Origin of the sequence: Ectothiorhodospira shaposhnikovii, assembly GCF_016584105.1 — a bacterium.
GTDB lineage: Bacteria > Pseudomonadota > Gammaproteobacteria > Ectothiorhodospirales > Ectothiorhodospiraceae > Ectothiorhodospira > Ectothiorhodospira shaposhnikovii.
Genome location: NZ_NRSM01000008.1, coordinates 65,074 through 90,301 on the forward strand (window position 1 = coordinate 65,074; position 25,228 = coordinate 90,301).

Consider the following 25,228-nt stretch of genomic DNA (forward strand, 5'->3'; position numbering starts at 1 on the left):
GATCAGGCTTCGCCCGTGGTGCCCAGGGTCTTCTCCACGAAGGCGTCGTATTTCTGCACGAACTCGTCGGGCAGCTCGTAGAAGGGCAGGGCGCCGGTCGGCAGTTCTTCCACCTGCCAGTTGGGCAGGCGTTCCACCGCGGCCTTGCCGCGATAATCCACGAAGTCGCCCCGCTCGCCGTGGCACATGAACACCGGCAGGGTCAGGGATTCGTAGACCCGGGTGATGTCCTTGCTGAACAGGTTGCCCGCCAGGAAATGATAGGGCGCATGCTGGGCGCCGGGCTGGCGGGTGGTGGCCACGCTGTACTCCAGCAGGCCCAGGTCGATGCGACGGGAACCCCAGGCCTTGTTGAGGAAGTAGCGGATCACGCTGCGCTTGGTCAGGGCGTTGAACAGGCCCTGGTTCCAGGGGCCCCGGGTGAGCAGGGTGTGCAGCCAGGGCATGCCCCGGGTGCTTTCCGGTGGGCCGTCCAGGCGGCCGGTACCCCGGAAGCCGGTGGGGCTGACCAGGGCCACGGTACGAAAATCGTCGGCGGATTCGGCGGCGGCCCGGGCCAGGAATTCCGAGCCCAGGGACAGGGCGATGGCATCGATGGGGCCGTCGCCCATCAGCCGGCGGATCTCCTGCACCATGGCATGAATGGCATCGGTCATGAGGCGGGGCGTGTAGGGCCGGTCGCTGCGGTCCGAGCCGCCGAAGCCGGGCAGATCCAGGGCAAAGACGGGCCGCAGGCGGCTGTAATGGTCATAGAGGGGTTTCATCTCGTAGGCGGAGCCGGCGGCATTCACGCTGTGGATGAGCAGCAGGGGTACGGTGTGCTGTGCCTCGGATTGGGCCGGGCCACCCTGGTAATAACAGAGCTGGCCCGCCTTGCTGTCCAGGGTGCGCCGTTCGCCGCTCAGGGCCGATGGCAGTGGGGACGGCGGGGCCTGGGTGCCGGTCTTGTCGGCAGCGCCCGTGACGGCCTGGGCAAACTGGATCGAGGGCTGTGACGTGATCGTCCTGGACATGGCGGCAACTCCTGCAGATGCGTTGACTGACCGAGGGGGGATCCCCTCATCAATGATCTTCTTGAAGTTTGGGAGTATCCATGGGTGCCGGGGGTTTCTCAAGCGACGTCGGCCAAAATCAGGGGAAGGGCTATAATCCTTGCGGCATGATCAACTTTTGATGGTTCATCAATCCCAGGAGGGTTTTCCATGCATCGTCAAATCCTGAATACCCTGATCACCCTGTCGATTCCGGGTCTGCTGATACTGGGTACGGCCCAGGCGGACCTGGGGCGCATCGCTCCGCCCGAGGGGGCCTCGGTCTACTTCATCAGCCCGGCCGACGGTGATACGGTCACTTCGCCCTTTACCGTGCGCATGGGGCTCAAGGGTGCCGGCGTGGCCCCCGCCGGTGTGGATCGTCCCGATACCGGTCATCACCATCTGCTGGTCAACAAGGATCTGGACGCGGTGAATCTGGACATGCCGCTGCCGTTCACCGACCACACCCTGCATTTCGGCGGCGGGCAGACCGAGGCCGAGGTGAGCCTGCCGCCGGGCCGGCATACCCTGCAGTTGCTGTTCATGGATTATCGCCATGCCAGCTTTGATCCGCCGGTGGTGTCCGAGCAGATCACGGTGATCGTGGAGTAGGCGTAAGCCCGGATGGTTCTGCCGGATGGTTCTGATAGTATAACCGTCACAAAGGTGCGGCTCCCCGGTAGGGGAACATCACAATAAGGGCACGCTGAACACGTCCCCTTCCGTCACTCCCAGCTTCGCGGGAGTGACGGAGTTTCCAGTCCAGGGCTGGGTTTCCGCGTACGCGGGAATGACGTGTTTCAGAATCTCCACAACAGTGCCGCGCCGGACGGCTTCAACACCACCAAGGGAACACCATCCATGTATATCGGTACCACGCTGACCAATTTCATCATCGAGACCCAGCGCCAGTTCGAGGGGGCCACCGGCGAGTTCACCGGCCTTTTGAACGACATCGCGGTGGCCTGCAAGAAGATCTCCGATCTCGTCAACAAGGGGGATCTGGTGGGGGTGCTGGGCACCGCCGGGTCCGAGAATGTCCAGGGGGAGCAGCAGAAGAAGCTGGACATCATCTCCAATGAGATCTTCATCGAGGCCCTGGCCCACAACGGCCATGTGGCCGGCCTGGCCTCGGAGGAGATGGATGATGTCCATCACCTGCCGGAGCGAGCCCCCAGGGGCAAGTACCTGGTGCTGTTCGATCCCCTGGACGGTTCCTCCAATATCGACGTCAACGTCTCGGTGGGAACCATCTTCTCCATCCTCAAGGCCCCGCCAGGGGTGAAGAATCCTTCCAGGGAGGACTTCCTCAAGTCCGGCACCGAGCAGGTGGCCGCCGGTTACTGTCTCTATGGTCCTTCCACCATGATGGTGCTGACCACGGGGCGGGGCACCAACATGTTCACCCTGGACCGGGATTTCGGTGAATTCCTGCTCACCCATTCCAGCGTGCAGATCCCGGCGGATACCCAGGAATTTGCCATCAACACCTCCAACATGCGGTTCTGGGAGGCGCCGGTGAAGCGTTATATCGGCGAGTGCCTGGAAGGCAAGGACGGTCCTCGTGGCAAGGACTTCAACATGCGCTGGATCGCCTCCATGGTGGCCGAGGTGCATCGCATCCTCACCCGGGGCGGCATCTTCATGTACCCCATGGATACCAAGATCCAGGCCAAGGGCCAGGGCGGCAAGTTGCGTCTGATGTACGAGGCCAATCCCATGGGCTTCATCATCGAGCAGGCCGGAGGCGCCGCCACCACGGGACGGGAGCGCATCATGTCCCTGAACCCCGAGGACATCCACCAGCGGGTGCCGGTGGTGCTGGGGTCGCGCAACGAGGTGGAGCGGGTGACCGCCTATCACCACGAATGATGTCATCGGGACCCGGCTTTTGCCGGGTCCCGCCGTTTTGGGGAACATCCACCGTAGCGGCCCCGGGCGGGCCAGGAGGTTGCCATGAACCCTGTTCGATCGTTCACGTTCATCCCGGTGGTGGTGCTGGTCGCGCTGTCCGCCTGGAGCGCCGCACCGGCCCAGGAAGCCCGTCTGGACCCAGGCATGGTCAACCCGGGCTGGGTTGAACCGCCGCCCTGGTTCCATGAGTCCTTTCTGGATATCCGGGAAGACGTTCAGGAGGCCACGGATGCCGGTCGGCGACTCATGCTGTATTTCTATCAGGACGGTTGTCCCTACTGTGAAAAGCTGGTGCGGGACAATTTCGGCCAGCGCGACATCGCCGACCTGACCCGGCGGCATTTCAACGTCATTGCCATCAACATGTGGGGGGATCGTGAAGTCACCGACATGGCCGGGCACGACACCACGGAGAAGGATTTTGCCCGGGATCTGAATGTCCAGTTCACCCCCACCCTGCTGATGTTCAACGAGGAGTTCCAGGTGGTCGGGCGGATCAACGGCTATTTCGAGCCCCACCGCTTCCGTGCGGCGCTGTCCTGGATCGGGGAGCGGAGGGAAGACGACATCAGCTTCCAGGCGTATTTCGAGCAACTGTCGCCGGAGCCCGCCACGGGGGTGCTGCATGCCCGCGACGGCTGGCTGCAGCCGCCCCATGATCTGGCCGCGGCCCTGAAGGAGGATGACCGGCCCCTGCTGGTGCTGTTCGAGCAGACCCAGTGCTCCGCCTGCGATGAGCTGCATCTGGATATCCTGGCCCGGCCTGACAGCGAGGCGCTGCTGGCCCGGTTCCAGGTGGCGCAGATCGATGTCGCCGGCCGTGACAGGGTCATCACCCCCGAGGGCGAGCAGACCAGCGCGGCGGCCTGGGCACGGGACAGCGGCGTGCTCTACACCCCCACGCTGGCCTTCCATACCGCCGAGGACGGCGAGGTGATCCGGGCCGAAGGCTATCTGCGGACCTTCCATGTGCAGTCCCTCATGGAATACGTGCTCACCGGTGCCTACCGGGACGAGCCGGAGCTGCAGCGCTACCTGGACCGGCGTGCCCAGTCCCTCTATGAGCAGGGGATCGAGGTGGATCTGATGGACTGATTCTGCCCGGGCTGCATCGGTCCCCCGCCTTGAGTTACCCTAGCGGGTCATCCAGTCGTCAAGCCGGGAGTCTGCATCTTGGTCAAGGGAACCCTCTTCATCGTGTCCGCACCCTCCGGGGCCGGCAAGACCAGCCTGGTGGCTGCCCTGCTGGAGGCCCGTCCGGATCTGGTGGTGTCCGTCTCCCACACCACCCGTCCGCCCCGGCAGGGGGAGTTGGACGGCACCCATTATCACTTCGTCAATGCGGAGCAGTTCCTGGGCATGATCGAGGACAAGGCCTTTCTGGAGCATGCCAGGGTCTTTGACCATTATTACGGCACGTCCCGGGCCGCGGTGGAGGCGGAACTGGATCAGGGCCGGGACGTGATCCTGGAGATCGACTGGCAGGGCGCCCAGCAGGTCCGCCAGCTGATGCCCGATTGTCAGTCCATCTTCATCATTCCGCCTTCCCGGGACACCCTGCGTGCCCGGCTCCAGGCCCGGGGCAAGGACAGCGCCGCCGTGATCGAACGGCGTATGCAGGACGCGGTCAAAGAAATGACCCACTATGTGGAATACGACTACCTGGTGGTCAACGACCGTTTCGAAGATGCCCTGGCGGACCTGAAGGCCATCTTTACCGCCAATCGGCTGCGCATGTGGCCCCAGCACCACAGCAAACGGGCGTTGCTGAGCGAATTGCTGGCATCCCGGTGTCCGAACCCCTAATATTGAACGTTTTCCCGCCGTTTTTTCAGGAGTACTGCCGGCCATGGCACGAGTGACCGTAGAAGACTGTCTCGACAACGTGGAAAACCGTTTCCATCTGGTACTGGTGGCCGCCAAGCGCGCCCGTCAGCTTGCCGGAGGCACCAACCCCCAGGTGGACTGGGAAAACGACAAGCCCACCGTGGTTGCCCTGAGGGAGATCGCCGCCGGTCTGGTGGGGCCGGAAGTCCTGGACGAAGTGGCCGCCCGTGACCACGCCGCGCAGTCCAAGATCAGTGACGAGGAGGTCAACTCGGAGATCTAGCCCCGTCTGCGGATTGCTCCGGGAACCGCAACAGGGCCACTCCGCGTGACAGCCGCCATGGTCGAGAGCGCCCCCACCCCCACGATACCCAGCCCGCAGCCGTTGGATTCCACCCGATTCATGGCCGGCGACCTGTGCGCGTATCTGGAATGCTATCTGGAGCCGGAGCAGATCAAGGAAGTCTATCGGGCCTATCTGTTCGGAGCGGAGGCCCACGAAGGCCAGACCCGTCAGAGCGGCGAGCCCTACATCTTCCATCCCCTGGCCGTGGCCAAGACCATGGCCGAGATGCGGATGGACTACAAGAGCATCATCGCCGCCATCCTCCATGACGTCATGGAGGATACCCACATCAGCAAGGAACGCATCATCGAGGAGTTCGGCGAGGACGTGGCCGAACTGGTGGACGGCGTTTCCAAGCTCACCCACCTCAAGTTTCGCTCCAAGGCCGAGGCCCAGGCCGAGAATTTCCGCAAGATGATGCTGGCGATCACCCGCGACCTGCGGGTGATCCTGGTGAAGCTGGCCGACCGTCTGCACAACATGCGCACCCTGGGCGCACTGCGGCCGGACAAGAGCCGGCGGGTGGCCCGGGAGACCCTGGATATCTACGCCCCCATCGCCCAGCGTCTGGGCATGAATGCCATTCGTCGGGAACTGGAACTGCTCGGTTTTGCCGCTCACTATCCCATGCGCCACAAGGTGCTGGATGCCGCGGTCAAGAAATCCCGGGGCCATCGCAAGGAGGTGATGCAGAAGATCGAGACCGCCATCTGCGGTCGCATGGAGGAAGTGGGGATCGAGGCCCGCATCGTCGGCCGGGAAAAGAACCTCTACAGCATCTACCGCAAGATGAAGCAGAAGCGTCTGTCCTTCTCGGAGGTCTATGACGTCTTCGCCATCCGCATCATCGTCGCCGACGTGGATACCTGTTACCGGGCCCTGGGGGTGGTGCACAACCTCTACAAGCCGGTGCCGGGGCGCTTCAAGGACTACATCGCCATTCCCAAGGCCAACGGCTATCAGAGCCTGCACACGGTGCTGTTCGGGCCTCACGGCATCCCCATCGAGGTGCAGATCCGCACCGAGGAGATGGACCGGGTGGCCGAGACCGGCATCGCCGCCCACTGGCTCTACAAGGCCGGGGACCGGCATTCCGCCACCGCCCAGGATCGGGCTCGGGAGTGGCTCAAGGGGGTGCTGGAGATCCAGCAGGCCGCCGGCAACTCCATGGAGTTCCTGGAAAACGTCAAGGTGGACCTGTTCCCCGAGGAGGTCTACATCTTCACCCCGCAGGGAGACATCATGGAGCTGCCCCGGGGCGCCACCGTGGTGGACTTCGCCTATGCCGTACATTCCGACGTGGGCAACACCTGCGTGGCGGCCAAGATCGACCGTCGTCTGGCACCGCTTTCCACCCCGCTGGAGAGTGGTCGCACGGTCCAGATCATCACCGCCCCCGGTGCCCGCCCCAATCCCGCTTGGCTGAACTTCGTGGTCACCGGCAAGGCCCGCACGGCTATCCGCCATTACCTCAAGAACCTGCAGCAGGACGAGGCGATCAGTCTCGGCCGCCGTCTATTGGAAAAGGCCCTCTCGGTTTACGAACTGGCCCTGGAGCAGGTACCCGAGGAGCGCCTGCGGGCGCTGCTGGATGAGCTGCATCTGCCCGATATCAATGCCTTGCTGGCGGATATCGGCCTGGGTAATCGCATGGCCGCGTTGGTGGGGCGACGTCTGTCCGTGTCGGAAGACGAAGGCGCAGCCATGGAAACCGCGCCGGCGGGCATGGGGCTTCCCTTGGCCGTGAAGGGCACCGAAGGCATGGTGCTGTCCTTTGCCAAGTGCTGCAATCCCATTCCCGGTGACCCCATTGTCGGAGTCATGAGTACCGGGCGCGGCCTGGTGGTTCACAGGGAACAGTGCCGCAATGTTGTTGATTACCGGGACAAGCCGGACAAATGGATCACGGTGGAATGGGCGCCGGACGGTGCTCAGGAGTATGCCGCCAGCGTGCGTATCCAGACCGCCAACAAGCGGGGTGTGCTGGCCAGCCTGGCGGCGGGGATCTCGGACATGGGCTCCAATATCGAGCATGTTTCTTTCGACGAACGGGATGGTCATGCCACCACCATCACTTTCACCCTGAGCGTCCGCAACCGCAAGCATCTGGCGGACATCATGCGCCGCCTGCGGCGTATCCCCGAGGTTCTTCGTATTGCCCGCGCCAAGGGCTGAAACAGCTAATGTGTCGGCCGTGGATCGGGGGGCCGGGTTTTACATCCTGGCCCCGTTAGCCGGTCGTTAGCCCGTTACTCGCTACTGACGGTGCTTCTGGCAGCCCCTGCCGGTTTTTTGAAGGTTTTCTTGGCGCGGGGGCCGGTGCTACCGCCTCCGGGGCCGGATCTGGGTTGTCTGGCTCCGCGGTTCTGACGGGGATTGCCGCGGGCCTCGGAGGAGGCCGGTTTCTCGCCGCCGGAGATCTGATTGACGGGGGCCAGAGAGATCTCCAGTTCAATGATTTCGTCCCACTGTTCCTCGGTGCGCTGGTTATCGGGAATTGCCAGCAGGCTCTGCAGGCGTCGACGGGGGGAAATGGCTTGAGAGGAATCGTTCATGGCTAGGGCATCATGCGGTTGTGTGCCGAAGGCGCTTCGGAAAAAGGCTTGAACAGGGTCAGGATGTCTGTCACGGCGCTGTACTCCTAGGTCAGGGGAATATCCAAGATCAGGCGCGGGCCTTGTCGATGAGTTGTCCCGCAATTTCAAGAATGTCATCGAAGTTGCGGGCATTTTCGCCGACCACGACGAAACGGCCGTCAACCACCAGGGTGGGAACGCTGTTGATGCCAAAGCGGGTCTGCAGACGATCGTTGCGGGCCACCTGGGCGCGGACATGGGAGGCGTTGAACACCTGGCGAAATGCCTCGGTATCCACGTCCCTTTCCGCCAGCCAGTCCATGATGGCGGTTTCGGTGAACAAGGGTTCCCGGTTCACGCCGACCGCGTCGAACACCGCCTGATCCAGTTCTCCGGCCAGGCCGGCCTCTTCCAGGGCCAGGGCCAGGCGGGCCAGATTGGCCCAGGCGGCGCGGTTGAAGGAGATGGGGATGCGCCGGAAGGTCACGTCATCGGGCAGTTCCGCCAGCCAGGGTTTCATCACCCGGGCCAGTTGGCCGCAGAAGGGGCATCCGTAGGAAAAGAATTTGGCCAGTTCGATCTTGCCCTCGGGGGCTTCCGATTGAGGGCGGGCGATGGCGCGCCAGTCCTGACCTTCCACCAGGCTGGCCAGTGCATTGGGCGCCAGGGCCGCCCCCAGTCCACCGGCAAGCAATTGGTTGAAACGGCGTCGGGTCAGGGACATGGTATCGCTCCTGGGGCTGGGTTGATCGTGCAAGGATTCAGCAGTTTTCGTCATCAACTGTAACGGTGCCCGTCAGAGGGCTGGCACTGGAACCCGGACGGGACCGGGTCTGACCGGGAGATTCTGTTGACAGGGATGCCGGTGTTACCGGCGCGCAGGTTCATGGCTGCGCAGTGCCGCCAGTGCGGCAATACAACTCTACCCGCCCAGGGAGGCCGGGCTGTATCACCATCAAGTCATGGACTCGAAGGGCAGGTTATTCATGGTTCCTTGTCCGAGGCCTTTCAAGGCCTGACCGGCATGTCCGTCGGATCGTCAGACGCAAGGCCGGGAGGCGATTGGTGACGATTATAATGGCTTTGCGAAAGATTTGCCTGTTTTCGCTCCCGCAAGGCTCAACCCTGGCTGATCTGTATCAATCGTGCAATGAACAACAGGCTCAGCAGCAGCCAGCCGACCGGGTAGGGGAACATCCCCACATACCAGGCAGTCAATGTGCCCAGCAACAGGGCGCCGATGATCAGCAACGGAATGTCCATGGGAAGGTCTCCTGTGCTCGTTATGATTGGAGCGTGTCCGAGCAGGCGTTGTTCCCCGTGGCCCCTACATTACCTCCATGGAGTCCCATGTCAGTCATTCTTGGCTTCGCTATTGTCATTGCCCTGGTCCTGGTTTCGGGCGTGGGTCTGCTGCTCCTCCGGCTATGGTTGCTGCGGGCTTTTCGCATCCAGGCCCGCTCTTGGGTGACCCAACCCCAGTCCCTGGGGCTTTTTCCCGAGCGACGCCGGATCACCACTCGCCGGCACAAGGCATTGGCCGCCTCGTTTTTTCTTCCCCATGTCGGGGCCCCGGTCGTGGTTATGGTGCATGGCTGGGGTGCCAACAGTTCCCATCTGCTGCACATGGTGCCCCGGGTGCTGGCCGAAGGGTTGAATACGGTGGTCTTTGATGCCCGCTGCCATGGACTGAGCGATGATGACGGTTTTGCCTCCCTGCCGCGCTTCGCGGAAGATGCGGAGGCCGTCATGGAGGTTCTGCGTCGGCGAGGATATGGGGATATCATCCTGCTGGGACATTCCGTGGGTGCCGGTGCGGTACTGCTGGTGGCTTCCAGAACCCCGAATCTGCGAGCGGTGATCAGCCTGTCCGCCTTTTCACATCCGGAGCCGATGATGAACGGCTGGCTGGTGGAACGGGGTATCCCCCTTCGTCCCTGGGGGGGAATCATCAATCGCGGCGTGGAATGGTTTATCGGTCACCGTTTCAATGATATTGCCCCCCAAACCACGGTATCCCTGGTCCAGGCGCCTTTACTGCTGGTGCATGGTGAGGACGACGATGTGGTCCCTCCGTGTCATCTGCGGGTTCTTGCCGGCGCGAATCCCCGTGCCACAGTGCTGACCCTGCCGGGTGTGGGGCACAATGACCCCGAGGGGTTTGCCCGTCATTCCGATCTGATCATGAACTGGCTCAGACCCTATCTGCCATGTCGTTCCCCCCTGAAGGACATCCATTCCCGTGACACTGGAACTGTTTGATCTTGCCCTGATCGTGATCGCCGCCTTTGTGGCCGGCATCATCAACGCCCTGGCAGGGGGAGGGAGCTTTCTCACCCTGCCGGCCCTGGTCTTTACCGGCGTGCCCCCGGTGGCCGCCAACGCCACCGGCACGGCGGCGCTGTTGCCCGGTTATCTGGCCAGCGCCTGGGCCTACCGGGATCTGATCCAGGCACCCCGGGGGATGACGGTGCTGGGGGTGGTGCTCATCGGCACGGCGGGGGGCGCGGTGGGTGCCTTGCTGCTGCTGGCGACCTCCAACGAGGCCTTCCGGGTGATCGTGCCCTGGCTGCTGCTCTTTGCCACCCTGCTGTTTGCCTTCGGGCCGCGCCTGAACCAGTACCTGGCGCGACGCAGCCACGGCACCGGCGGCTTCTGGGGGCGACTCGGCGTGCTGGGCGTGTGCGGCTACGGCGGCTATTTCAACGGCGGCATGGGCATTGTCATGCTGGCCATGTTCCGCCTGCTGGGGGTCAATGACCTGAACGTGGCCAACGGCCTGAAAAACCTGCTCTCCGCCGTGCTCACCCTGATGGCGGTGGTCATCTATGCCTGGGGCGGTGCCATCTCCTGGCCCGAGATCCCCCCCATGGCCCTGGCGGCGGTCCTGGGCGGCCTGGCCGGCGCCCGCATCGGCCGGGTACTGCCGCCGGCGCTCCTGCGCAACGGCATCGTGGTGGTCGGCGCGGTGACCACGGTGCTGTTCTTTTTACAGTGATTCGACGTCAAACCGCGGCCTACCACCCGATCGCCCCCGGCAGCCACAGCACGATCCCCGGGAACAGGATCAGCAGCCCCAGGGCCAGCAGCTGGATGATCACGAAGGGGATCGCCCCCCGGTAGATGTCCGCGGTTCGTATTCCCCTGGGCGCCACTCCCTTCATGAAGATCAGTGACCACCCGAAGGGCGGCGTCAGGAACGAGGTCTGCAGGTTCATGGCGATGAGGATGGCAATCCACACCATGGAGAATTCCGGATAGCCGGCCAGGAAGGGCATGAACAGGGGCACGGCGATGTAGGTGATCTGGATCCACTCCAGGAAGAACCCCAGCAGGAAGATCAGCAGCATCATGAACAGCAGGGTGCCGTAGGGGCCGCCGGGCACCCAGTCGAACATGGCCTCCACCAGGAATTCCCCATCCAGCCCCCGGAACGCCAGGGCAAACACCTGGGAGGCGATCAGCACGAAGAACACCATGGCGGTGATGCGCACCGTGATGATCAGTGCCTCATTGAACACCGGCAGGCTCAGACGGCGCATCAGCGCCGCCACCACCACCGCGCCCACGGCCCCCACGGCGGCGGCTTCGGTGGGGGCGGCGATGCCGCCGATGATGGCCCCCAACACCGCCCCCACCAGGGCCAGGGGCGGCAGTACCGAGGTGAAAAGATCCTTCCAGAGCTGGGCCTTGCTCATGGTGGCCCGTTCCGCGGCGTCAATGGCCGGTACGTCCGCCGCGTTGTACCAGGCCAGGAACAGGAGGTAGAGCACGTAGAGTCCGGACAGCAGCAGGCCCGGCACCAGGGCGGCGGCGAACAGGCTGCCCACGGACAGGTTCATGGTATCCGCCAGCACCAGCAGTACCAGACTGGGGGGGATGATCTGCCCCAGGGTGCCCGAGGCACAGATGGTGCCGCAGGCCACCGACGGCTTGTAGCCCCGTCGGATCAGGGTGGGCAGGGCCATGAGGGTGAGGGTGACGATGGCCGCCCCGACGATGCCCGTGGCCGCACCCATGAGCACGCCCACCAGGATCACCGCCAGGGCCATGCCGCCGGGCAGGGCGCCGCTGGCATGGCCGATCACTTCCAGCATGCGTTCCGCCACCCGGGTCTTGTCCAGCATCACCCCCATGAACACGAACAGCGGGATGGCCAGCAGGGTGTAGTTGGTGATGGTGCCGAAGATGCGCGAGGGCAGCAGCTCGAACAGCCAGCCCTCGAACCCGATGAAGCCGAACACGAACCCCACGGCGGCAATGGCGAAGGCCACCGGCATCCCCGTGAGCACCAGGATGAAAAAGGCGCCCACCATCATCAGCGCGATGTACTCAAGGGGCATGGGCAATCCTCCGGCGGGACCCGGGGCGACGGTAATGGAACAGCAGGCGGCGGCCGATGCTCAGGGTCTGCCGCAGGGCCTCGCTGATGATGAGGGCAAAGCCCAGCAGGATCATGGCCTTGGGCAGGAACAGCCAGGGCATGCCGCCGGCGTTGGGCGAGCCCTCGCCGCGTACATAGGAGATGCTGACGAAGGGCCAGGTGTAGAACAGGATCAGGGCCGCGATGGGGATGGCCGCCAGCACCATGGTGATGCCGTTGAGCCACAGCCTGCCCACGCGGCTCAGGCGATGGGAAAAGACGTCCACCCGAACGTGTTCATCGGAACGCATGGCATAGGCGATGCCGGTCATCACGCTCAGGGAGAGCAGATACCACTCCAGTTCCTGCAGCCACACGGCGCCGGTGCCGAAGGCGTAGCGGGCGGTCATGTTGCCGAAGATCAGCAGGATCATGGCGGCCATGGCGATGGCCGAGATTCCACCGGCCAGGCTGGTGATCCGGTACAGCACACGCTCGAAGCGAAGGAGGAGGCGGGACATGACGATCTCCGATGATCCCGTCAGTGGGTCGGAGGAGCCCCACCCTGAGGGCAGCAGGGCTCCGGAGCAGGGCTCAGGCCAGGATCTTTCCTCCCAGGTCCCGGATTTGGGTCTGGAAAGCCGTTTCCGAGTTCTGCTGCCAGCGGTCATGGCGGGCCTTGAAGCGGAAATAGCTCTCGTGCACCTTGCGCACCAGGGGATCCCTGGCGGCCCGGTCGCCGAGGATATCCCGGGTGGCTTCCAGCAGGGCCTGGATCACATCGTCGGGCAGCGGGCCGAACTGCACCCCGTGATTGGTCACCAGATCGTCCAGGGCATCGGCGTTTCTGGCCTCGAGCCAGGTGTGGGAGGTGATGTTGCAGGCCGCGGCGGCGTTGCGCATGATGGCCTGCAGATCCTTGGGCAGGGACTCCCAGGCACGGCGGTTGACCACCACCTCGGTACTGGTGGCCGGCTCGTGCCAGCCGGAGGAATAGTAGAACTTGGCGGCCCGGTGCAGCCCCAGTTCGCGATCGGAGTAGGGGCCCACCCACTCCGCCGCGTCGATGGCACCCCGCTCCAGGGCGGCAAACAGCTCGCCGCCCGGCAGCAGGCGGGCATTGGCGCCGATGGCGTTGTAGATGTCTCCGGCCAGTCCCGGCATGCGGATGTTCAGGCCGCGGAAATCCCGCAGACCCTCGACCGGGCGCCGGAACCAGCCCACCGGCTGCACCCCGGTGCAGCCCACCACCAGGGGGACCAGGTCAAAGGGCTTGTAGACTTCCTCGTACAGCTCATAGCCGCCTCCCTCGTTGAGCCAGGCGTTGTGACCCTGGAAGGTCATGCCGAAGGGTACGGTGGTGAAATACTGGGCGGCGAAGGATTTGCCGGCCCAGTAATAGGCGCAGCCGTGATTGAGCTGGACCTGGCGTCCGGAGGAAGCGGCATCGAAGCCCTCGAAGGCGGGCACCAGTTCATTGGCGGAATAGACCCGGATGCGGATACGGCCATTGGACATCTCCTCCACCCGTCGGGCGAAGTCGGTGGCGCTGCCGGGGCCGGTCTGGAAGAAGGGCAGGCCGGCGGGCCAGGTGGTGGTCATGCGCCAGTTGAAACGCTCCTGGGCCTTGACGATGGCCGGTGCCCCGATGATGGCGGCCCCGGTGGCCACGGCGGTGCCGGCCTTGAGAAAATCACGACGCTTGATGGACATGGCCTTGATGCTCCTCGGTGGTGGGTTCATTGTGATGTTGTTTTTGGAATATGAACCAAACCTGTTGTGCGTGACAACCTTGAGTCCGGCTGACGGCTTGTTCAGCGCTCCCCTAGATTGCCGAGGCTTCGAGCAGACGCTCGATATCCCCCGCGATGGATTCCGGCACCACATTGGGGCCATAGCGCCGGACGGCCTGGCCGTTACGATCCACCAGAAACTTGGTGAAATTCCACTTGATGGCCTGCGTGCCCAGCAGACCGGGCGCGGCGGCCTTGAGGTGGCGGAACAGGGGATGGGCGTCGGCGCCGTTGACCTCCACCTTGGCAAACATCGGAAAGCTCACCCGGAAGCTTGTGGCGCAGAATTCGGCAATCTGGGCATCACTGCCCGGTTCCTGATTGCCGAATTGATTGCAGGGAAAGCCCAGCACATCAAACCCGCGGTCGTGGAAACGATCCTGCAGCGACTGCAGGCCGCTGTATTGCCTGGTGAAACCGCAACGGCTGGCCACGTTGACGATGAGCAGCACCCTCCCGGTGAAATCAGCCAGGAGTCGGGGCTGGCCCTGGATGTCGGTGGCTTCGAACGTATAGAGAGTCCCTGGGGAGGTGGCCATGGCGTGTGCTCCGGCGGTGGTGGGGGCGGGATTTTTTGCAGAGTATCTTGAGCCCGGAACGAAAAAAAGCCCGGCATTGCCGGGCTTTTTCCACTGCTCGATAGGGCCTTTCCCATCACCGGGGCAGGTCGGAACTCCCCATCAGCCATTCGTCCACCGCCCGGGCGCACTGACGCCCTTCGCGGATGGCCCAGACCACCAGGGACTGGCCGCGGCGCATGTCGCCAGCGGCGAATACGCCGTCCACGCTGGTGTGGTAGGCCTTGGCTCCCTCGGTCACGCCCTTGACGTTACCTCGGGCGTCCAGCTCCAGGCCGGATTCCTGCTGCAGCTGGGCCAGCATGCCTTCCTGCACCGGGTGCACGAAGCCCATGGCCAGCAGCACCAGATCGCAGCGGATTTCCCGCTCGGTGCCCGGCACTTCGCTCATCTGGAAACGGCCCTGGGCATCCTTTTCCCACTTCACCGTCGCCACCCGGGCAGCCTTGACCCGGCCATGGCCGTCGTCGATGAAGGCCTTGGTGGCCACGTTCCATTCCCGGGTGCAACCCTCTTCCTGGGAACTGGAGGTGCGCATGCGGTTGGGCCAGTTGGGCCAGGTCAGGCCCTTGTTCTCCTTTTCAGGCGGTTTGTCCAGGATCTCCACCTGGGTGACATGGACCGCCCCATGGCGGTTGGAGGTGCCGATGCAGTCGGAACCGGTGTCGCCGCCGCCGATGACCAGCACGTGCTTGTCCTGGGCGCTGATGAAGTCCTCGTCGGGCACGAACACGCCCTGGACCCGCTTGCTGTTGCGGGTGAGGAAATCCATGGCGAAGTGCACGCCCTGCAGTTCACGGCCGGGCACCGGCAGATCCCGGGGTTTCTCGGAGCCGCCCGCCAGCACCACCGCGTCGAACTCCGCCTGCAGCTTCGATACCGGAATGTCCACGCCGATGTGGGTCTGGGTGTGGAACTGCACCCCTTCCGTGCGCATCTGCGCGATGCGGCGGTCGATGTGGCCCTTGTCCAGCTTGAAGTCGGGAATGCCGTAACGCAGCAGGCCGCCGATGCGATCCGCCTTCTCGAACACTTCCACGTGGTGACCGGCGCGGGCCAGTTGCTGGGCCGCCGCAAGGCCTGCGGGGCCGGAGCCCACCACCGCCACCCGCTTGCCGGTGCGGCGCTGGGCCACCTGGGGCCGGATCCAGCCTTCTTCCCAGGCCCGGTCGACGATGGAGCACTCGATGGTCTTGATGGTCACCGGGGTGTCGTCGATGTTCAGGGTGCAGGCGGCCTCGCAGGGAGCGGGGCAGATGCGGCCCGTGAACTCGGGGAAGTTGTTGGTGGAATGCAGCACCTCGATGGCCTGCTTCCAGTCATCCTTGTACACCAGGTCATTCCAGTCCGGAATGATGTTGTTCACCGGGCAGCCCTGATGACAGAAGGGAATGCCGCAATCCATGCAGCGGGCCCCCTGCTCGCGCACCTGGTCCACGTTCAGCGGGATGACGAACTCCCGATAGTGAACGATACGGTCACTCACCGGCGCATAGCGCCGGTCGCGGCGTGCAAATTCCAGGAATCCGGTTGGCTTACCCATGAGCGGCGCTCCCCTCAAGCGGCTGGTTGGCGGTCAGTGGTCGGTTGGCACCCGGCGGACGGGCCTTCTGGGCCTGAAGCTCTTCCAGGGCACGGCGGTAATCCACCGGCATCACCTTGACGAAGCGGGGCAGGAAGTTGTCCCAGTCCGCCAGGATGCGCTTGGCCTGGGCCGAGCCGGTGTAGGCCAGATGACGCTCGATGAGGGTCTTCAGACGCCGGGCATCGTGGTTGGTCATGTCGTGGCTCAGGTCCACCCGGCCGTGGGTCTCCAGATCCCCGCCCTGGTGATCCAGGGCTTCCAGGGCATCGTCCTCGGCGGCGATGGGCTCCAGTTCCACCATGGCCAGGTTGCAGCGCTGGGCAAAATCACCGTCCTCGTCCAGCACATAGGCCACCCCGCCGGACATGCCGGCGGCGAAATTGCGGCCGGTACGACCCAGGCACACCATGATGCCGCCGGTCATGTACTCGCAGCCGTGGTCGCCCACGCCTTCCACCACGGCGGTGGCGCCGGAGTTGCGCACGCAGAAACGCTCACCGGCCACGCCGCGGAAGAACACCTCACCATTGATGGCGCCGTAGAGCACCGTGTTGCCGACGATGATGTTGTCCTCGGCCCGGTCGATGGCGGCATGGGCCGGCGGATAGATGATGATGCGGCCGCCGGAAAGGCCCTTGCCCACGTAGTCATTGGCCTCGCCTTCCATCTCCAGGGTCACGCCCTTGGCCAGCCAGGCGCCGAAGGACTGGCCACCGGTGCCATGGGCCTTGATGTGGATGGTGTCATCCGGCAGGCCGGCATGACCATGGCGGGCCGCCACCTGACCGGAGAGCATGGTGCCCACGGTGCGGTGGAAGTTGCGGATCCGGGTTTCGATCTTCACCGGCTTGCCCTCGGTCAGGGCCGGCTGGGCCTGCCGGATCAGTTCGTGATCCAGGGCCTTGTCCAGACCGTGATCCTGGGTCTCGGTGTTGTAGATGGCCACCTCGGCCGGCACCTGGGGCCGGGCCAGCAGGCGGGTGTAGTCCAGACCCTGGGCCTTCCAGTGGCTGATGGCCTTGCGCATCTCCAGCAGGTCGGAACGCCCGATCATCTCGTTCATGGTGCGGAAGCCCAGCCTGGCCATCAGGCGGCGGACTTCCTCGGCTACGAAGAAGAAGTAGTTGATGACGTATTCCGGCTTGCCGGTGAATTTCTTGCGCAGTTCCGGGTCCTGGGTGGCCACGCCCACCGGGCAGGTGTTCAGATGGCACTTGCGCATCATGATGCAGCCTCCCACGATCAGCGGCGCGGTGGCGAAGCCGAACTCATCGGCCCCCAGCAGGGCGCCGATGACCACGTCGCGACCGGTGCGCAGACCGCCGTCCACCTGCAGGGCCACGCGGCCCCGCAGACGGTTGAGTACCAGGGTCTGCTGGGTCTCGGCCAGGCCGATTTCCCAGGGACTGCCGGCGTGCTTGATGGAGGTCAGCGGGCTGGCCCCGGTGCCGCCGTCGTAACCGGCGATGGTGATGTGGTCCGCATGGGCCTTGGAGACGCCGGCGGCCACGGTGCCCACGCCCACCTCGGAGACCAGCTTCACGGAGATGCGGGCCTTGGGATTGGCGTTCTTGAGGTCGTGGATCAGCTGCGCCAGGTCCTCAATGGAATAGATGTCGTGGTGGGGCGGCGGCGAGATCAGGCCCACGCCGGGGGTGGAATGACGCACCCGGGCGATCTGGGCATTGACCTTGTGGCCGGGCAGCTGGCCGCCCTCGCCGGGCTTGGCCCCCTGGGCGATCTTGATCTGGATGTCGTCGGCATTCACCAGGTACTCGGTGGTGACGCCGAAGCGGCCGGAGGCCACCTGCTTGATGGCGGAACGTTCCGGGTTCATGGAACCGTCCGCCAGGGGCAGGAATCGCTCCGGTTCCTCGCCGCCCTCGCCGGTGTTGGACTTGCCGCCGATGGCGTTCATCGCCTTGGCCAGGGTGGAATGGGCCTCATAGGAGATGGAGCCGAAGGACATGGCGCCGGTGGCGAAGCGCTTGACGATCTCGGCCGCCGGTTCCACCTCGTCCAGGGGGATTTCGGTGCCGGCGAACTTGAAGTCCATCAGCCCGCGCAGGGTCAGCAGGCGCTCGGACTGCTCGTCGATGAGCCGTGAGAACTCGGCAAAACTCCCGGCGTCGTTGGCGCGGGTGGCATGCTGCAGTCTGGCGATGCTGTCCGGGGTCCAGATGTGGTCCTCGCCGCGGATGCGGAAGGCGTAGTCGCCGCCCACGTCCAGCTGCTTGCGGTAGATCTCCGCGTTGCCGTAGGCCTGACGGTGCCAGCGCACCGCCTCTTCGGCCACCTGGGGCAGACCGATGCCTTCGATCTTGCTGTGGGTGCCGGAGAAGTACTGGTCCACGAACGGCGTGTTGAGGCCGATGGCATCAAAGATCTGGGCGCCGCAATAGGACTCCAGGGTGGAGATGCCCATCTTGGACATGACCTTGAGCAGGCCCTTGCCGACGGCCTTGATATAGCGCTTCTGGGCCTCTTCGAAGCTCAGGCGCTCCGGCAGGCGCGGCAGCATGGACTGGATGGTGTCGAAGGCCAGGTAGGGGTTGATGGCCTCGGCGCCGTAGCCTTCCAGGGTGGCGAAGTGATGCACTTCCAGGGCGGCGCCGGTCTCCACCACGATGCCCGAGGCGGTGCGCAGCCCCTTCTCGATCAGGTGATGATGCACGGCCGAGGTGGCCAGCAGCATGGGGATTGGGATCCGGTCCCGGTTGGTGTCGCGGTCGGACAGAATGAGGATGTTGAAGCCATCCAGTACCGCCTGTTCCGCCTGGGAACACAGGCGGTCCAGGGCGGCGCCCATGCCCTCGGCGCCTTCGGCGGCGGGGTAGCACACGTCCAGGGTGTGGGTGCGGAAGGCACCGCCGGAGTGGTATTCGATGTGACGGATGCGCTCCAGGTCCTGATTGGTCAGCACCGGCTGGGGGGTCTCCAGGCGCCAGTGCCGGCCGGCCTCGTTGATGCCCAGCAGGTTGGGACGGGGACCGATCATGCACACCAGCGACATCACCAGTTCCTCGCGGATCGGGTCGATGGGCGGGTTGGTCACCTGGGCGAAATTCTGCTTGAAATAGGTGGACAGGTGCTTGGGCCGGGCCGACAGCACCGAGGGCGGGTTGTCAGCGCCCATGGAGCCCACCGCTTCCTGGCCGGTGAGGACCATGGGGGTGAGCAGGAACTTCAGGTCTTCCTGGGTATAGCCGAAGGCCTGCTGGTGATCCAGCAGGGTGGCGTCATCGGGGGCCATGGGGCCGACGCCGGTGGGCAGGTCTTCCAGGCGGATCTGGGTCTTCTTCAGCCACTCGCCGTAGGGACGGGCCTCGGCCAGCTGGGTCTTGATCTCGTCGTCGCTGATGATGCGGCCTTCTTCCAGGTCGATCAGCAGCATTCTGCCCGGCTGCAGGCGCCACTTCTTGACGATCTGCTCTTCGGGGATGTCCAGCACGCCCATTTCCGATCCCAGGATCACCAGGTCATCCTTGGTGACCAGGTAACGGGCGGGACGCAGGCCGTTGCGGTCCAGGGTGGCGCCGATCTGGCGGCCGTCGGTGAAGGCCATGGCGGCGGGGCCGTCCCAGGGCTCCATCAGGGCCATGTGGTACTCATAGAAGGCGCGGCGCTTCTCGTCCATCAGGGTGTTGCCGGACCAGGCCTCGGGGATGAGGATCATCATGGCATGGGCCAGGGAGTAACCTCCCATCACCAGCAGTTCCAGGGCATTGTCGAAGCAGGCGGAGTCGGACTGGCCTTCCGGGATCAGGGGCCAGATGGTGTCCAGGTCGTCGCCCAGGATCTCGGAACGCATGGTGTGGCGGCGGGCTGCCATCCAGTTGACGTTGCCCCGCAGGGTGTTGATCTCGCCGTTGTGGCAGATCATGCGGAACGGCTGCGCCAGGTCCCAGGTGGGGAAGGTGTTGGTGGAGAAGCGCTGGTGCACCAGGGCCAGGGCACTGACGAAGGTCTCGTCCTGCAGGTCCAGGTAGTACTGGCCCACCTGGCCGGCCAGCAGCATGCCCTTGTAGTTCAGGGTGCGGGAGGACATGGAGGCAATGTAGCAGGCCTCGAAGCCGTGGCCGGCGTCGCGGATCTCGTTGTCCATGCGCTTGCGGATGACGAACAGCTTGCGCTCGAAGGCATCCTGGTCGGCGCAGTTGTCGCCGCGGCCGATGAATACCTGGCGCACCATGGGTTCGCTGGGCAGCACGCTCTCGCCCAGGTCACGGTTGTCGGTGGGCACGTCGCGCCATCCCAGCACGGCCTGGCCGCTTTCCAGGATGTGTTTTTCGATGATGGCCTGCATCCGGGTGCGGATGTCCGCGTCCTGGTGGAGGAAAATCATGCCCACGCCGTAGTGTCCGGTTTCGGGCAGGTCGAAGCTCACCTGGGCGCGCAGGAACGCATCGGGGATCTGCACCAGGATGCCGGCGCCGTCACCGGCCTTGGGATCGGCGCCTACGGCGCCGCGGTGATTGATCCGCTCCAGAATCTCCAGGCCCTGCTGGACGATCCGATGACTTTTCTGGTTCTTGATATGACAGACAAAGCCGATGCCGCAGGCGTCGCGCTCGTGGGCTGGATCATAGAGGCCCTGCTCGGGCGGTAAGGCATGAAAGCTCATCATTGACCTCGCTGGTATCTGGTCGCTGGCCGGCATCCGCGGCGGTCTGGTGTCGGGGGATCGGGGCGGTTTTGCCGTCGCCGGTCTCCTGCTATTGACTTCCGTGAATATCGCCGAATTCCGGCGGGTTGGGGAGATTAAAGGGAAAGTGTCCGTGACGCCAGAGGGCGAGGGTCGCTTCCTTCAATAACTTGTAAAAATGCACTGATTTGGTGCGCTTATGAACTGTTTTGGGGCGATTTTTGGCCGTATTTTGCGCTTTTAACGGAATCTCGTGTTAGTTGTGGTGCGTTTTTTCTTTCATCCCTGTTACATATCAATCTGCGTGCCAGATTCGGGAACACTTTGAAGATTTTCTGGAGCCGGGCGCCGGACGACGGGCGTAGACCGGACATTTGCAAGCGGGATGCAGCAATGCCGGGCAATCTTTGCGTGCTTCGGTGCAGGTGATATGGTCCTTTATGACCGCTCCAGCTTCAGGGCGGGTGGGCGGCCAGGCAGGGGAGAGTGGCCGATTGTTGATTCAAGAGGATGGTGGCATGGGCAATGCACTGCTGGTGGCGGTGGTGGCGGACGAGTTCGAAGAGCAGGCCCTGGCCATCGCCGCCCGCGAGGGGGCTTGCCAGGCGACCACACTGGCGGGGCGGGGCATCAATTTTCCCGAGCACGTCACCTTTTTCGGACTTACCTATCAAGGGTTGGAGCGGGTCTGCCTGTGGGTCCTTGAGGAGGAGCGGGCCACCCATGTGGCCGAATGCCTCAACCGGGAACTGGAATTGCTCAAGCCCTTCAAGGGGCTGGCGTTCTGTCTGAAGATAGACGACGGCCACGCCCCGCCCTGAGCCGCCGCCTGACGCTTCGCCTCCTCTCGCCTCCAGCGCTTCTCTTCTGCGCCGCCTTTTTCGGGGGTGCAGGTCATTTCCGGAAGACCCGGTCAGTCACTGCGCTCTCCCGGTTCAGTCCCCAATGAAGACTCGGAATCCGGATTTTCAGGCCCCGGTTCCGGTAGCTCCAGGCCCGGGTCCATATCCGCCGCGCCTCGGGCGCGGGGCGGCTGGCCGGCGGCCGGCGACTGGGTGGGGCCACCGGGCGCGGGGACCATGTCCCGTATATGCAGATCCATCTGCGGGAAGGCGATCTCAATGCCCAGCGCCCGGAAGCGCTTGATGATGGTGGTGTGCAGCTCGCTGGTGGTCATCAGGCGCTCGCGCAACTGGCTCACGTAGACCCGCAGCTCGAAGTTCAGGGCGCTGTCACCGAAGTGAATGAAGAACACGCTGGGGGCCGGTTCCTTGAGCACCTGGGGGTTTTCCGCCGCGATCTTCAGCAGGGTTTCCCGTACCAGGTCCACGTCCGCCGAGTAGCTGACCCCCACCGGAATCACCAGTCGGGTCACCGTGTCGGACAGGGTCCAGTTGATCAGCCGTTCGGTGATGAAGTTCTTGTTGGGGATCACCACCTCCCGGTTGTCCCAGTCCACGATGGTGGTGGCCCGGGTGCGGATGCGGGCCACGGTGCCGCTGTATTCGCCGATGGTGATGGTGTCGCCCACCCGCACCGGGCGTTCGAACAGCATGATCAGGCCCGACACGAAGTTGGCCACCACCTCCTGCAGGCCGAAACCCAGGCCCAGGGTGAGGGCAGCGACCATCCACTGCAGCTCGCTCCAGCGCAGCCCCAGCAGGGAGAACACGCTGATGATGGCCACCACGGTGAGGGCATAGCGCAGCAGCATGGTGACGGTGTAACGGCCGGCGGCGTCCATCTGGGTGCTGCGGGAGAGCAGGATCTCCACCAGACCGGGCAGGTTGCGGGCCGCCAGGGTGAAGACCACCCCCAGGAAGATGGCCATGAGGAAATTCAGCAGGCTGACGCGGCTGAGCACCTCGGCCTCCCCCACCATGATGGTGCGCGACCACAGGGTGATGCCGTCCAGCCAGGTGAGGGCCGGCAGCACATCGGACCAGGCCCAGAACAGGGCCAGGATCACCGCCGCCCACACGGTGATGCGCATCAGGGTGCGGGTTTGCAGGTTCACGTCTTCCATGCTCAGGTGGGGCTCGGGGATGTCCATACCCCCTTCCGCGCCGCCACCGGCACTGCTGCTTTCCATGGCCGCCGCCTTGGCCCGCTGCTCGCGCATGCGCCGTACCCGCAGCCGGGTTTCACTCAGGATCAGGGCCCGGGCGGAGAGGTTGTAGCCCAGCCAGACGATACCCACGATCACCAGGGTGTCGATGCTGCGGCTCATCAGTTCGGCCACCGTCAGCAGGTAACCGGCCAGGGTCAGTCCCGTCAGCGCCAGCACCGCCACGCCGATGAGCATCCGCAGCAGGCGCCGGCGGCGCTCCGTCAGGGGCGGTTCCTCGCCTTCGGGGAAGGGGCTCAGCAGCCACCAGCCGAACAGGGCGCTGATCATCACCGAGGCCAGCAGGGCTATGCGGCCGAAGATGTCGAAGGCCAGATCCGCCGGATGACTGAAGGACAGCGCCAGGCACAGGATCAGCAGCAACTGGGTGGGCAGGAACCAGGTCAGATGGCGACGCAGGCGTCTGACCATGAGCGGGTTCCACTTGAAGTGGGCGGTGCCGACACCGTTCTTGTGGGTGAGCAGGAGCAGCAGATGACCGGCCAGCCACCAGAATGAGGTGCTGAAGAAGATGGTGGCCAGGACTTCCACCCCGTGGCCCACCTCCGGGATGGCTTCCAGGCGCAGGGAGGTGGCCATCAGCAGGACGGGGACCGGCAGTGCCCGCAGCAGGCTCCAGCCCAGGGCCTGCAGGGTCAGCTTGATGCTGTCGGTGAAGCGGTGCCGGGTCCGGGCGGCCAGCTCTTCCAGATGGCCGGGTGTTCCCCGTCCCAGTCCGTAGAGCACCAGCGAGAGCAGCAGGGTCAGCCCCAGAGGGATCGGGCTGCCCAGGGTCACTTCCCGCAGCACATGGCGCACCTCCTGCCAGGCCGTCGGGTCCAGCAGGGCCATGGAGGCGGTGGGGATGCGGGCGATCCAGTCCGTGCCTACCGCCACATGACTGGGCCACCAGAGCAGGGTTTCCCTCAGGATCTGGTCCAGTTCGTCCACCAGGGCCACCACCGCGCGCAGGCGCAGGTCGGTCTGGCGCAACTGGTCGGCCAGATTTTCCTCGGCATGGAGCTGGATGGTCAGGGCCTGTTCCTGCAGCCGTCGCAGTTCACCCTGGCCCAGGTCATCGCCGTTAAGGGGGGCGGTATCGGGTTGAACACTCAAGTGTTCCCGCAGGGTGATGGCCCGCAGGCGGGACTGGGCCAGTTCCCGTTCGATGCCCCGGACCGCAAAGCGGGCCTCGTCCAGGTTTCTCAGCCGTCGCTGTTCTTCCAGGAACAGGCTGCCCAGGGCCTCGGTAAGGCCGCCGACCTCCAGGCGTTCACGCACGTTTGCCAGGGTCTGGGTCAGCTCGCGCTCGATGCGGGTATAGCGGTCCCGTTCCTGTTGCAGGGTGCGAATGCGGATCTGGGTCTCGGCGATGCGGTCGAAGCGGTCCCGCAGGGCCTGGATTTCACCGGCAAAACGGGTGCGGGCCTCCGGTTCCCGTTCCACCAGGCGATGCAGGCCCTGTTGCAGGGTCCGCAATTCCTCCGATGAACGTTCATTGAGTTCCTGTTCCAGGGCGGAAAGCGTGGCCCGCAGCCAGCGCAGCTCCAGCTCCAGGGCCGGGATCTCCAGACGCAGGACCTCGATGCGGGGCGGCAGACCCTGACCATCCAGCTGGGTAGCGATGATGCGGGCATCGGCGCGCCGGGTGATGGCCTGCCGGGTGGCTTCCACGGCACTGGCCAGTTCGGCGTCATCCGGATCGGGCGGCAGGGCCTCCAGTTCTTCGGCACGCTGGCGCTGCAGGCGCTCCAGGGTCTCGGCCTGGGTGCGGGACTGTTCATCCAGGCGGGTGAGGGTGGCGCGTCTTTGGTCCAGTTCCAGGGCGGTCTGGTCCCGGCGCCGTTCCAGCAGGCCGATGTCATCCTCGATCTGACTGATACTGCGTTCCTGACCGGGGCTGTAGGGCAGACGCAGGTTCTGATCCAGCCGCTGGCGGGCTTCCTGCAGACGTTCGGCGGCCGCCTTGGCGATGCCCGCCCGGTCCAGGGCTCCGCGCAGGCGTTCCGCCGCGGACCGTTCCCGCTCAAGAGCCGTCTGCCAGAGGGCGCGTTCCGCCTCGGACAGTTCCCCGTCGCCAGCCCGTTGCTCCAGGCGTTGCTCGGGACTGGCCCGCAGCCAGGCCTCGGCCGGTCGGGTATCGATGGCCTGAATCTGCGGCCGGACGCGGGTGATGCCCTGGTTGAGGGTGTCCCGCTGGGCATCCAGTTCCCCCTGGGTGACCGGCGTCGGCCCTGTCGGCGGCGCCACGCCGGCCTCCTGGGCCAGGGCAGGCATCCCCAGCCCGATACACAGGGCAAGCATGAGCAGTAGCCGGATTGTCAGGCGCTGGGTGGACATGGGAAAACGGACCTCTGGATATCCCTGCGAGGGCACTGGATGTGGGGCTGTGTTCTGCCGGACAATGGCAGCGAGACCGGGGCGTGCGCCCCGAGATGACTATTGTGCCCCAGTTGAGGG

General features: G+C 64.7%; 20 protein-coding genes. 9 read left to right on the forward strand and 11 right to left on the reverse strand.

The features are described 5' to 3' along the window. Window positions 1-2: 2 nt before the first annotated feature. Window positions 3-1,013 (reverse strand): alpha/beta fold hydrolase, encoded by a 1,011-nt coding sequence (locus tag CKO35_RS06325; RefSeq protein ID WP_200173737.1) that lies wholly within the window; start codon window positions 1,011-1,013, stop codon window positions 3-5. A 189-nt stretch (window positions 1,014-1,202) separates the two neighbouring features. On the opposite strand from CKO35_RS06325, the gene CKO35_RS06330 reads away from it, so the two are divergent. The 6 genes from CKO35_RS06330 (at window position 1,203) to spoT (ending at window position 7,296) form a co-directional block, all read left to right on the forward strand. Continuing rightward, on the forward strand, window positions 1,203-1,646 hold the full coding sequence (locus tag CKO35_RS06330) for a DUF4399 domain-containing protein (protein WP_200173739.1): 444 nt from the start codon (window positions 1,203-1,205) through the stop codon (window positions 1,644-1,646). A 249-nt stretch (window positions 1,647-1,895) separates the two neighbouring features. After that, entirely contained in the window at window positions 1,896-2,906 is a 1,011-nt protein-coding gene (locus CKO35_RS06335; protein ID WP_200173888.1) for a class 1 fructose-bisphosphatase, read from the forward strand. 84 nt (window positions 2,907-2,990) lie between these two features. Next, on the forward strand, window positions 2,991-4,043 hold the full coding sequence (locus CKO35_RS06340) for a thioredoxin family protein (protein WP_200173740.1): 1,053 nt from the start codon (window positions 2,991-2,993) through the stop codon (window positions 4,041-4,043). A 78-nt stretch (window positions 4,044-4,121) separates the two neighbouring features. Then, window positions 4,122-4,754, forward strand: coding sequence for a guanylate kinase (gmk, locus tag CKO35_RS06345; RefSeq protein ID WP_200173742.1), 633 nt, complete (start codon window positions 4,122-4,124; stop codon window positions 4,752-4,754). Window positions 4,755-4,797: 43 nt separating this feature from the next. After that, the gene (rpoZ, locus tag CKO35_RS06350; protein WP_200173744.1) at window positions 4,798-5,058 is read left to right on the forward strand and encodes a DNA-directed RNA polymerase subunit omega; all 261 of its coding nucleotides are present in this window, start codon (window positions 4,798-4,800) and stop codon (window positions 5,056-5,058) included. Window positions 5,059-5,115: 57 nt separating this feature from the next. Further along, window positions 5,116-7,296: a bifunctional GTP diphosphokinase/guanosine-3',5'-bis pyrophosphate 3'-pyrophosphohydrolase gene (gene spoT, locus CKO35_RS06355; protein WP_200173745.1), complete on the forward strand. Its 2,181-nt coding sequence runs from the start codon at window positions 5,116-5,118 to the stop codon at window positions 7,294-7,296. A gap of 74 nt (window positions 7,297-7,370) precedes the next feature. Here spoT and CKO35_RS06360 read toward each other — a convergent pair whose 3' ends face one another. From CKO35_RS06360 to CKO35_RS06370, 3 genes are all read right to left on the reverse strand, one after another. Then, a complete protein-coding gene (locus CKO35_RS06360; protein WP_200173747.1) occupies window positions 7,371-7,676 on the reverse strand; it encodes a hypothetical protein in 306 nt (101 codons plus the stop codon). Window positions 7,677-7,785: 109 nt separating this feature from the next. Further along, window positions 7,786-8,421, reverse strand: coding sequence for a thiol:disulfide interchange protein DsbA/DsbL (locus CKO35_RS06365; protein ID WP_200173749.1), 636 nt, complete (start codon window positions 8,419-8,421; stop codon window positions 7,786-7,788). Window positions 8,422-8,816: 395 nt separating this feature from the next. Beyond that, window positions 8,817-8,960, reverse strand: coding sequence for a hypothetical protein (locus tag CKO35_RS06370; RefSeq protein ID WP_200173751.1), 144 nt, complete (start codon window positions 8,958-8,960; stop codon window positions 8,817-8,819). 87 nt (window positions 8,961-9,047) lie between these two features. On the opposite strand from CKO35_RS06370, the gene CKO35_RS06375 reads away from it, so the two are divergent. Both CKO35_RS06375 and CKO35_RS06380 read left to right on the forward strand, forming a co-directional pair. Further along, complete coding sequence (locus CKO35_RS06375) at window positions 9,048-9,959, forward strand: alpha/beta hydrolase (RefSeq protein ID WP_200173753.1); 912 nt, start codon at window positions 9,048-9,050, stop codon at window positions 9,957-9,959. Next, the gene (locus CKO35_RS06380) at window positions 9,940-10,695 is read left to right on the forward strand and encodes a TSUP family transporter (protein ID WP_200173755.1); all 756 of its coding nucleotides are present in this window, start codon (window positions 9,940-9,942) and stop codon (window positions 10,693-10,695) included. Before CKO35_RS06375 ends, CKO35_RS06380 begins: the two co-directional genes overlap by 20 nt. Window positions 10,696-10,714: 19 nt before the next feature. Here the strand turns inward: CKO35_RS06380 and CKO35_RS06385 are convergent, their stop codons facing one another. The 6 genes from CKO35_RS06385 to gltB all read right to left on the reverse strand — a co-directional run bounded on the left by CKO35_RS06385 (window position 10,715) and on the right by gltB (window position 20,640). After that, the gene (locus tag CKO35_RS06385) at window positions 10,715-12,040 is read right to left on the reverse strand and encodes a TRAP transporter large permease (RefSeq protein WP_200173757.1); all 1,326 of its coding nucleotides are present in this window, start codon (window positions 12,038-12,040) and stop codon (window positions 10,715-10,717) included. Next, on the reverse strand, window positions 12,030-12,581 hold the full coding sequence (locus CKO35_RS06390; RefSeq protein WP_200173759.1) for a TRAP transporter small permease subunit: 552 nt from the start codon (window positions 12,579-12,581) through the stop codon (window positions 12,030-12,032). Before CKO35_RS06390 ends, CKO35_RS06385 begins: the two co-directional genes overlap by 11 nt. 73 nt (window positions 12,582-12,654) lie before the next feature. Further along, entirely contained in the window at window positions 12,655-13,773 is a 1,119-nt protein-coding gene (locus CKO35_RS06395; protein WP_008931438.1) for a TRAP transporter substrate-binding protein, read from the reverse strand. A gap of 112 nt (window positions 13,774-13,885) precedes the next feature. Next, entirely contained in the window at window positions 13,886-14,392 is a 507-nt protein-coding gene (locus tag CKO35_RS06400; protein ID WP_200173760.1) for a glutathione peroxidase, read from the reverse strand. 115 nt (window positions 14,393-14,507) lie between these two features. Next, entirely contained in the window at window positions 14,508-15,974 is a 1,467-nt protein-coding gene (locus CKO35_RS06405) for a glutamate synthase subunit beta (RefSeq protein WP_200173762.1), read from the reverse strand. Next, window positions 15,967-20,640: a glutamate synthase large subunit gene (gene gltB, locus CKO35_RS06410; protein WP_200173764.1), complete on the reverse strand. Its 4,674-nt coding sequence runs from the start codon at window positions 20,638-20,640 to the stop codon at window positions 15,967-15,969. Before gltB ends, CKO35_RS06405 begins: the two co-directional genes overlap by 8 nt. 539 nt (window positions 20,641-21,179) lie before the next feature. On the opposite strand from gltB, the gene CKO35_RS06415 reads away from it, so the two are divergent. Further along, entirely contained in the window at window positions 21,180-21,482 is a 303-nt protein-coding gene (locus tag CKO35_RS06415) for a hypothetical protein (protein WP_200173765.1), read from the forward strand. 92 nt (window positions 21,483-21,574) lie between these two features. Here CKO35_RS06415 and CKO35_RS06420 read toward each other — a convergent pair whose 3' ends face one another. After that, complete coding sequence (locus CKO35_RS06420) at window positions 21,575-25,108, reverse strand: mechanosensitive ion channel domain-containing protein (RefSeq protein ID WP_200173766.1); 3,534 nt, start codon at window positions 25,106-25,108, stop codon at window positions 21,575-21,577. Window positions 25,109-25,228: the final 120 nt, after the last annotated feature.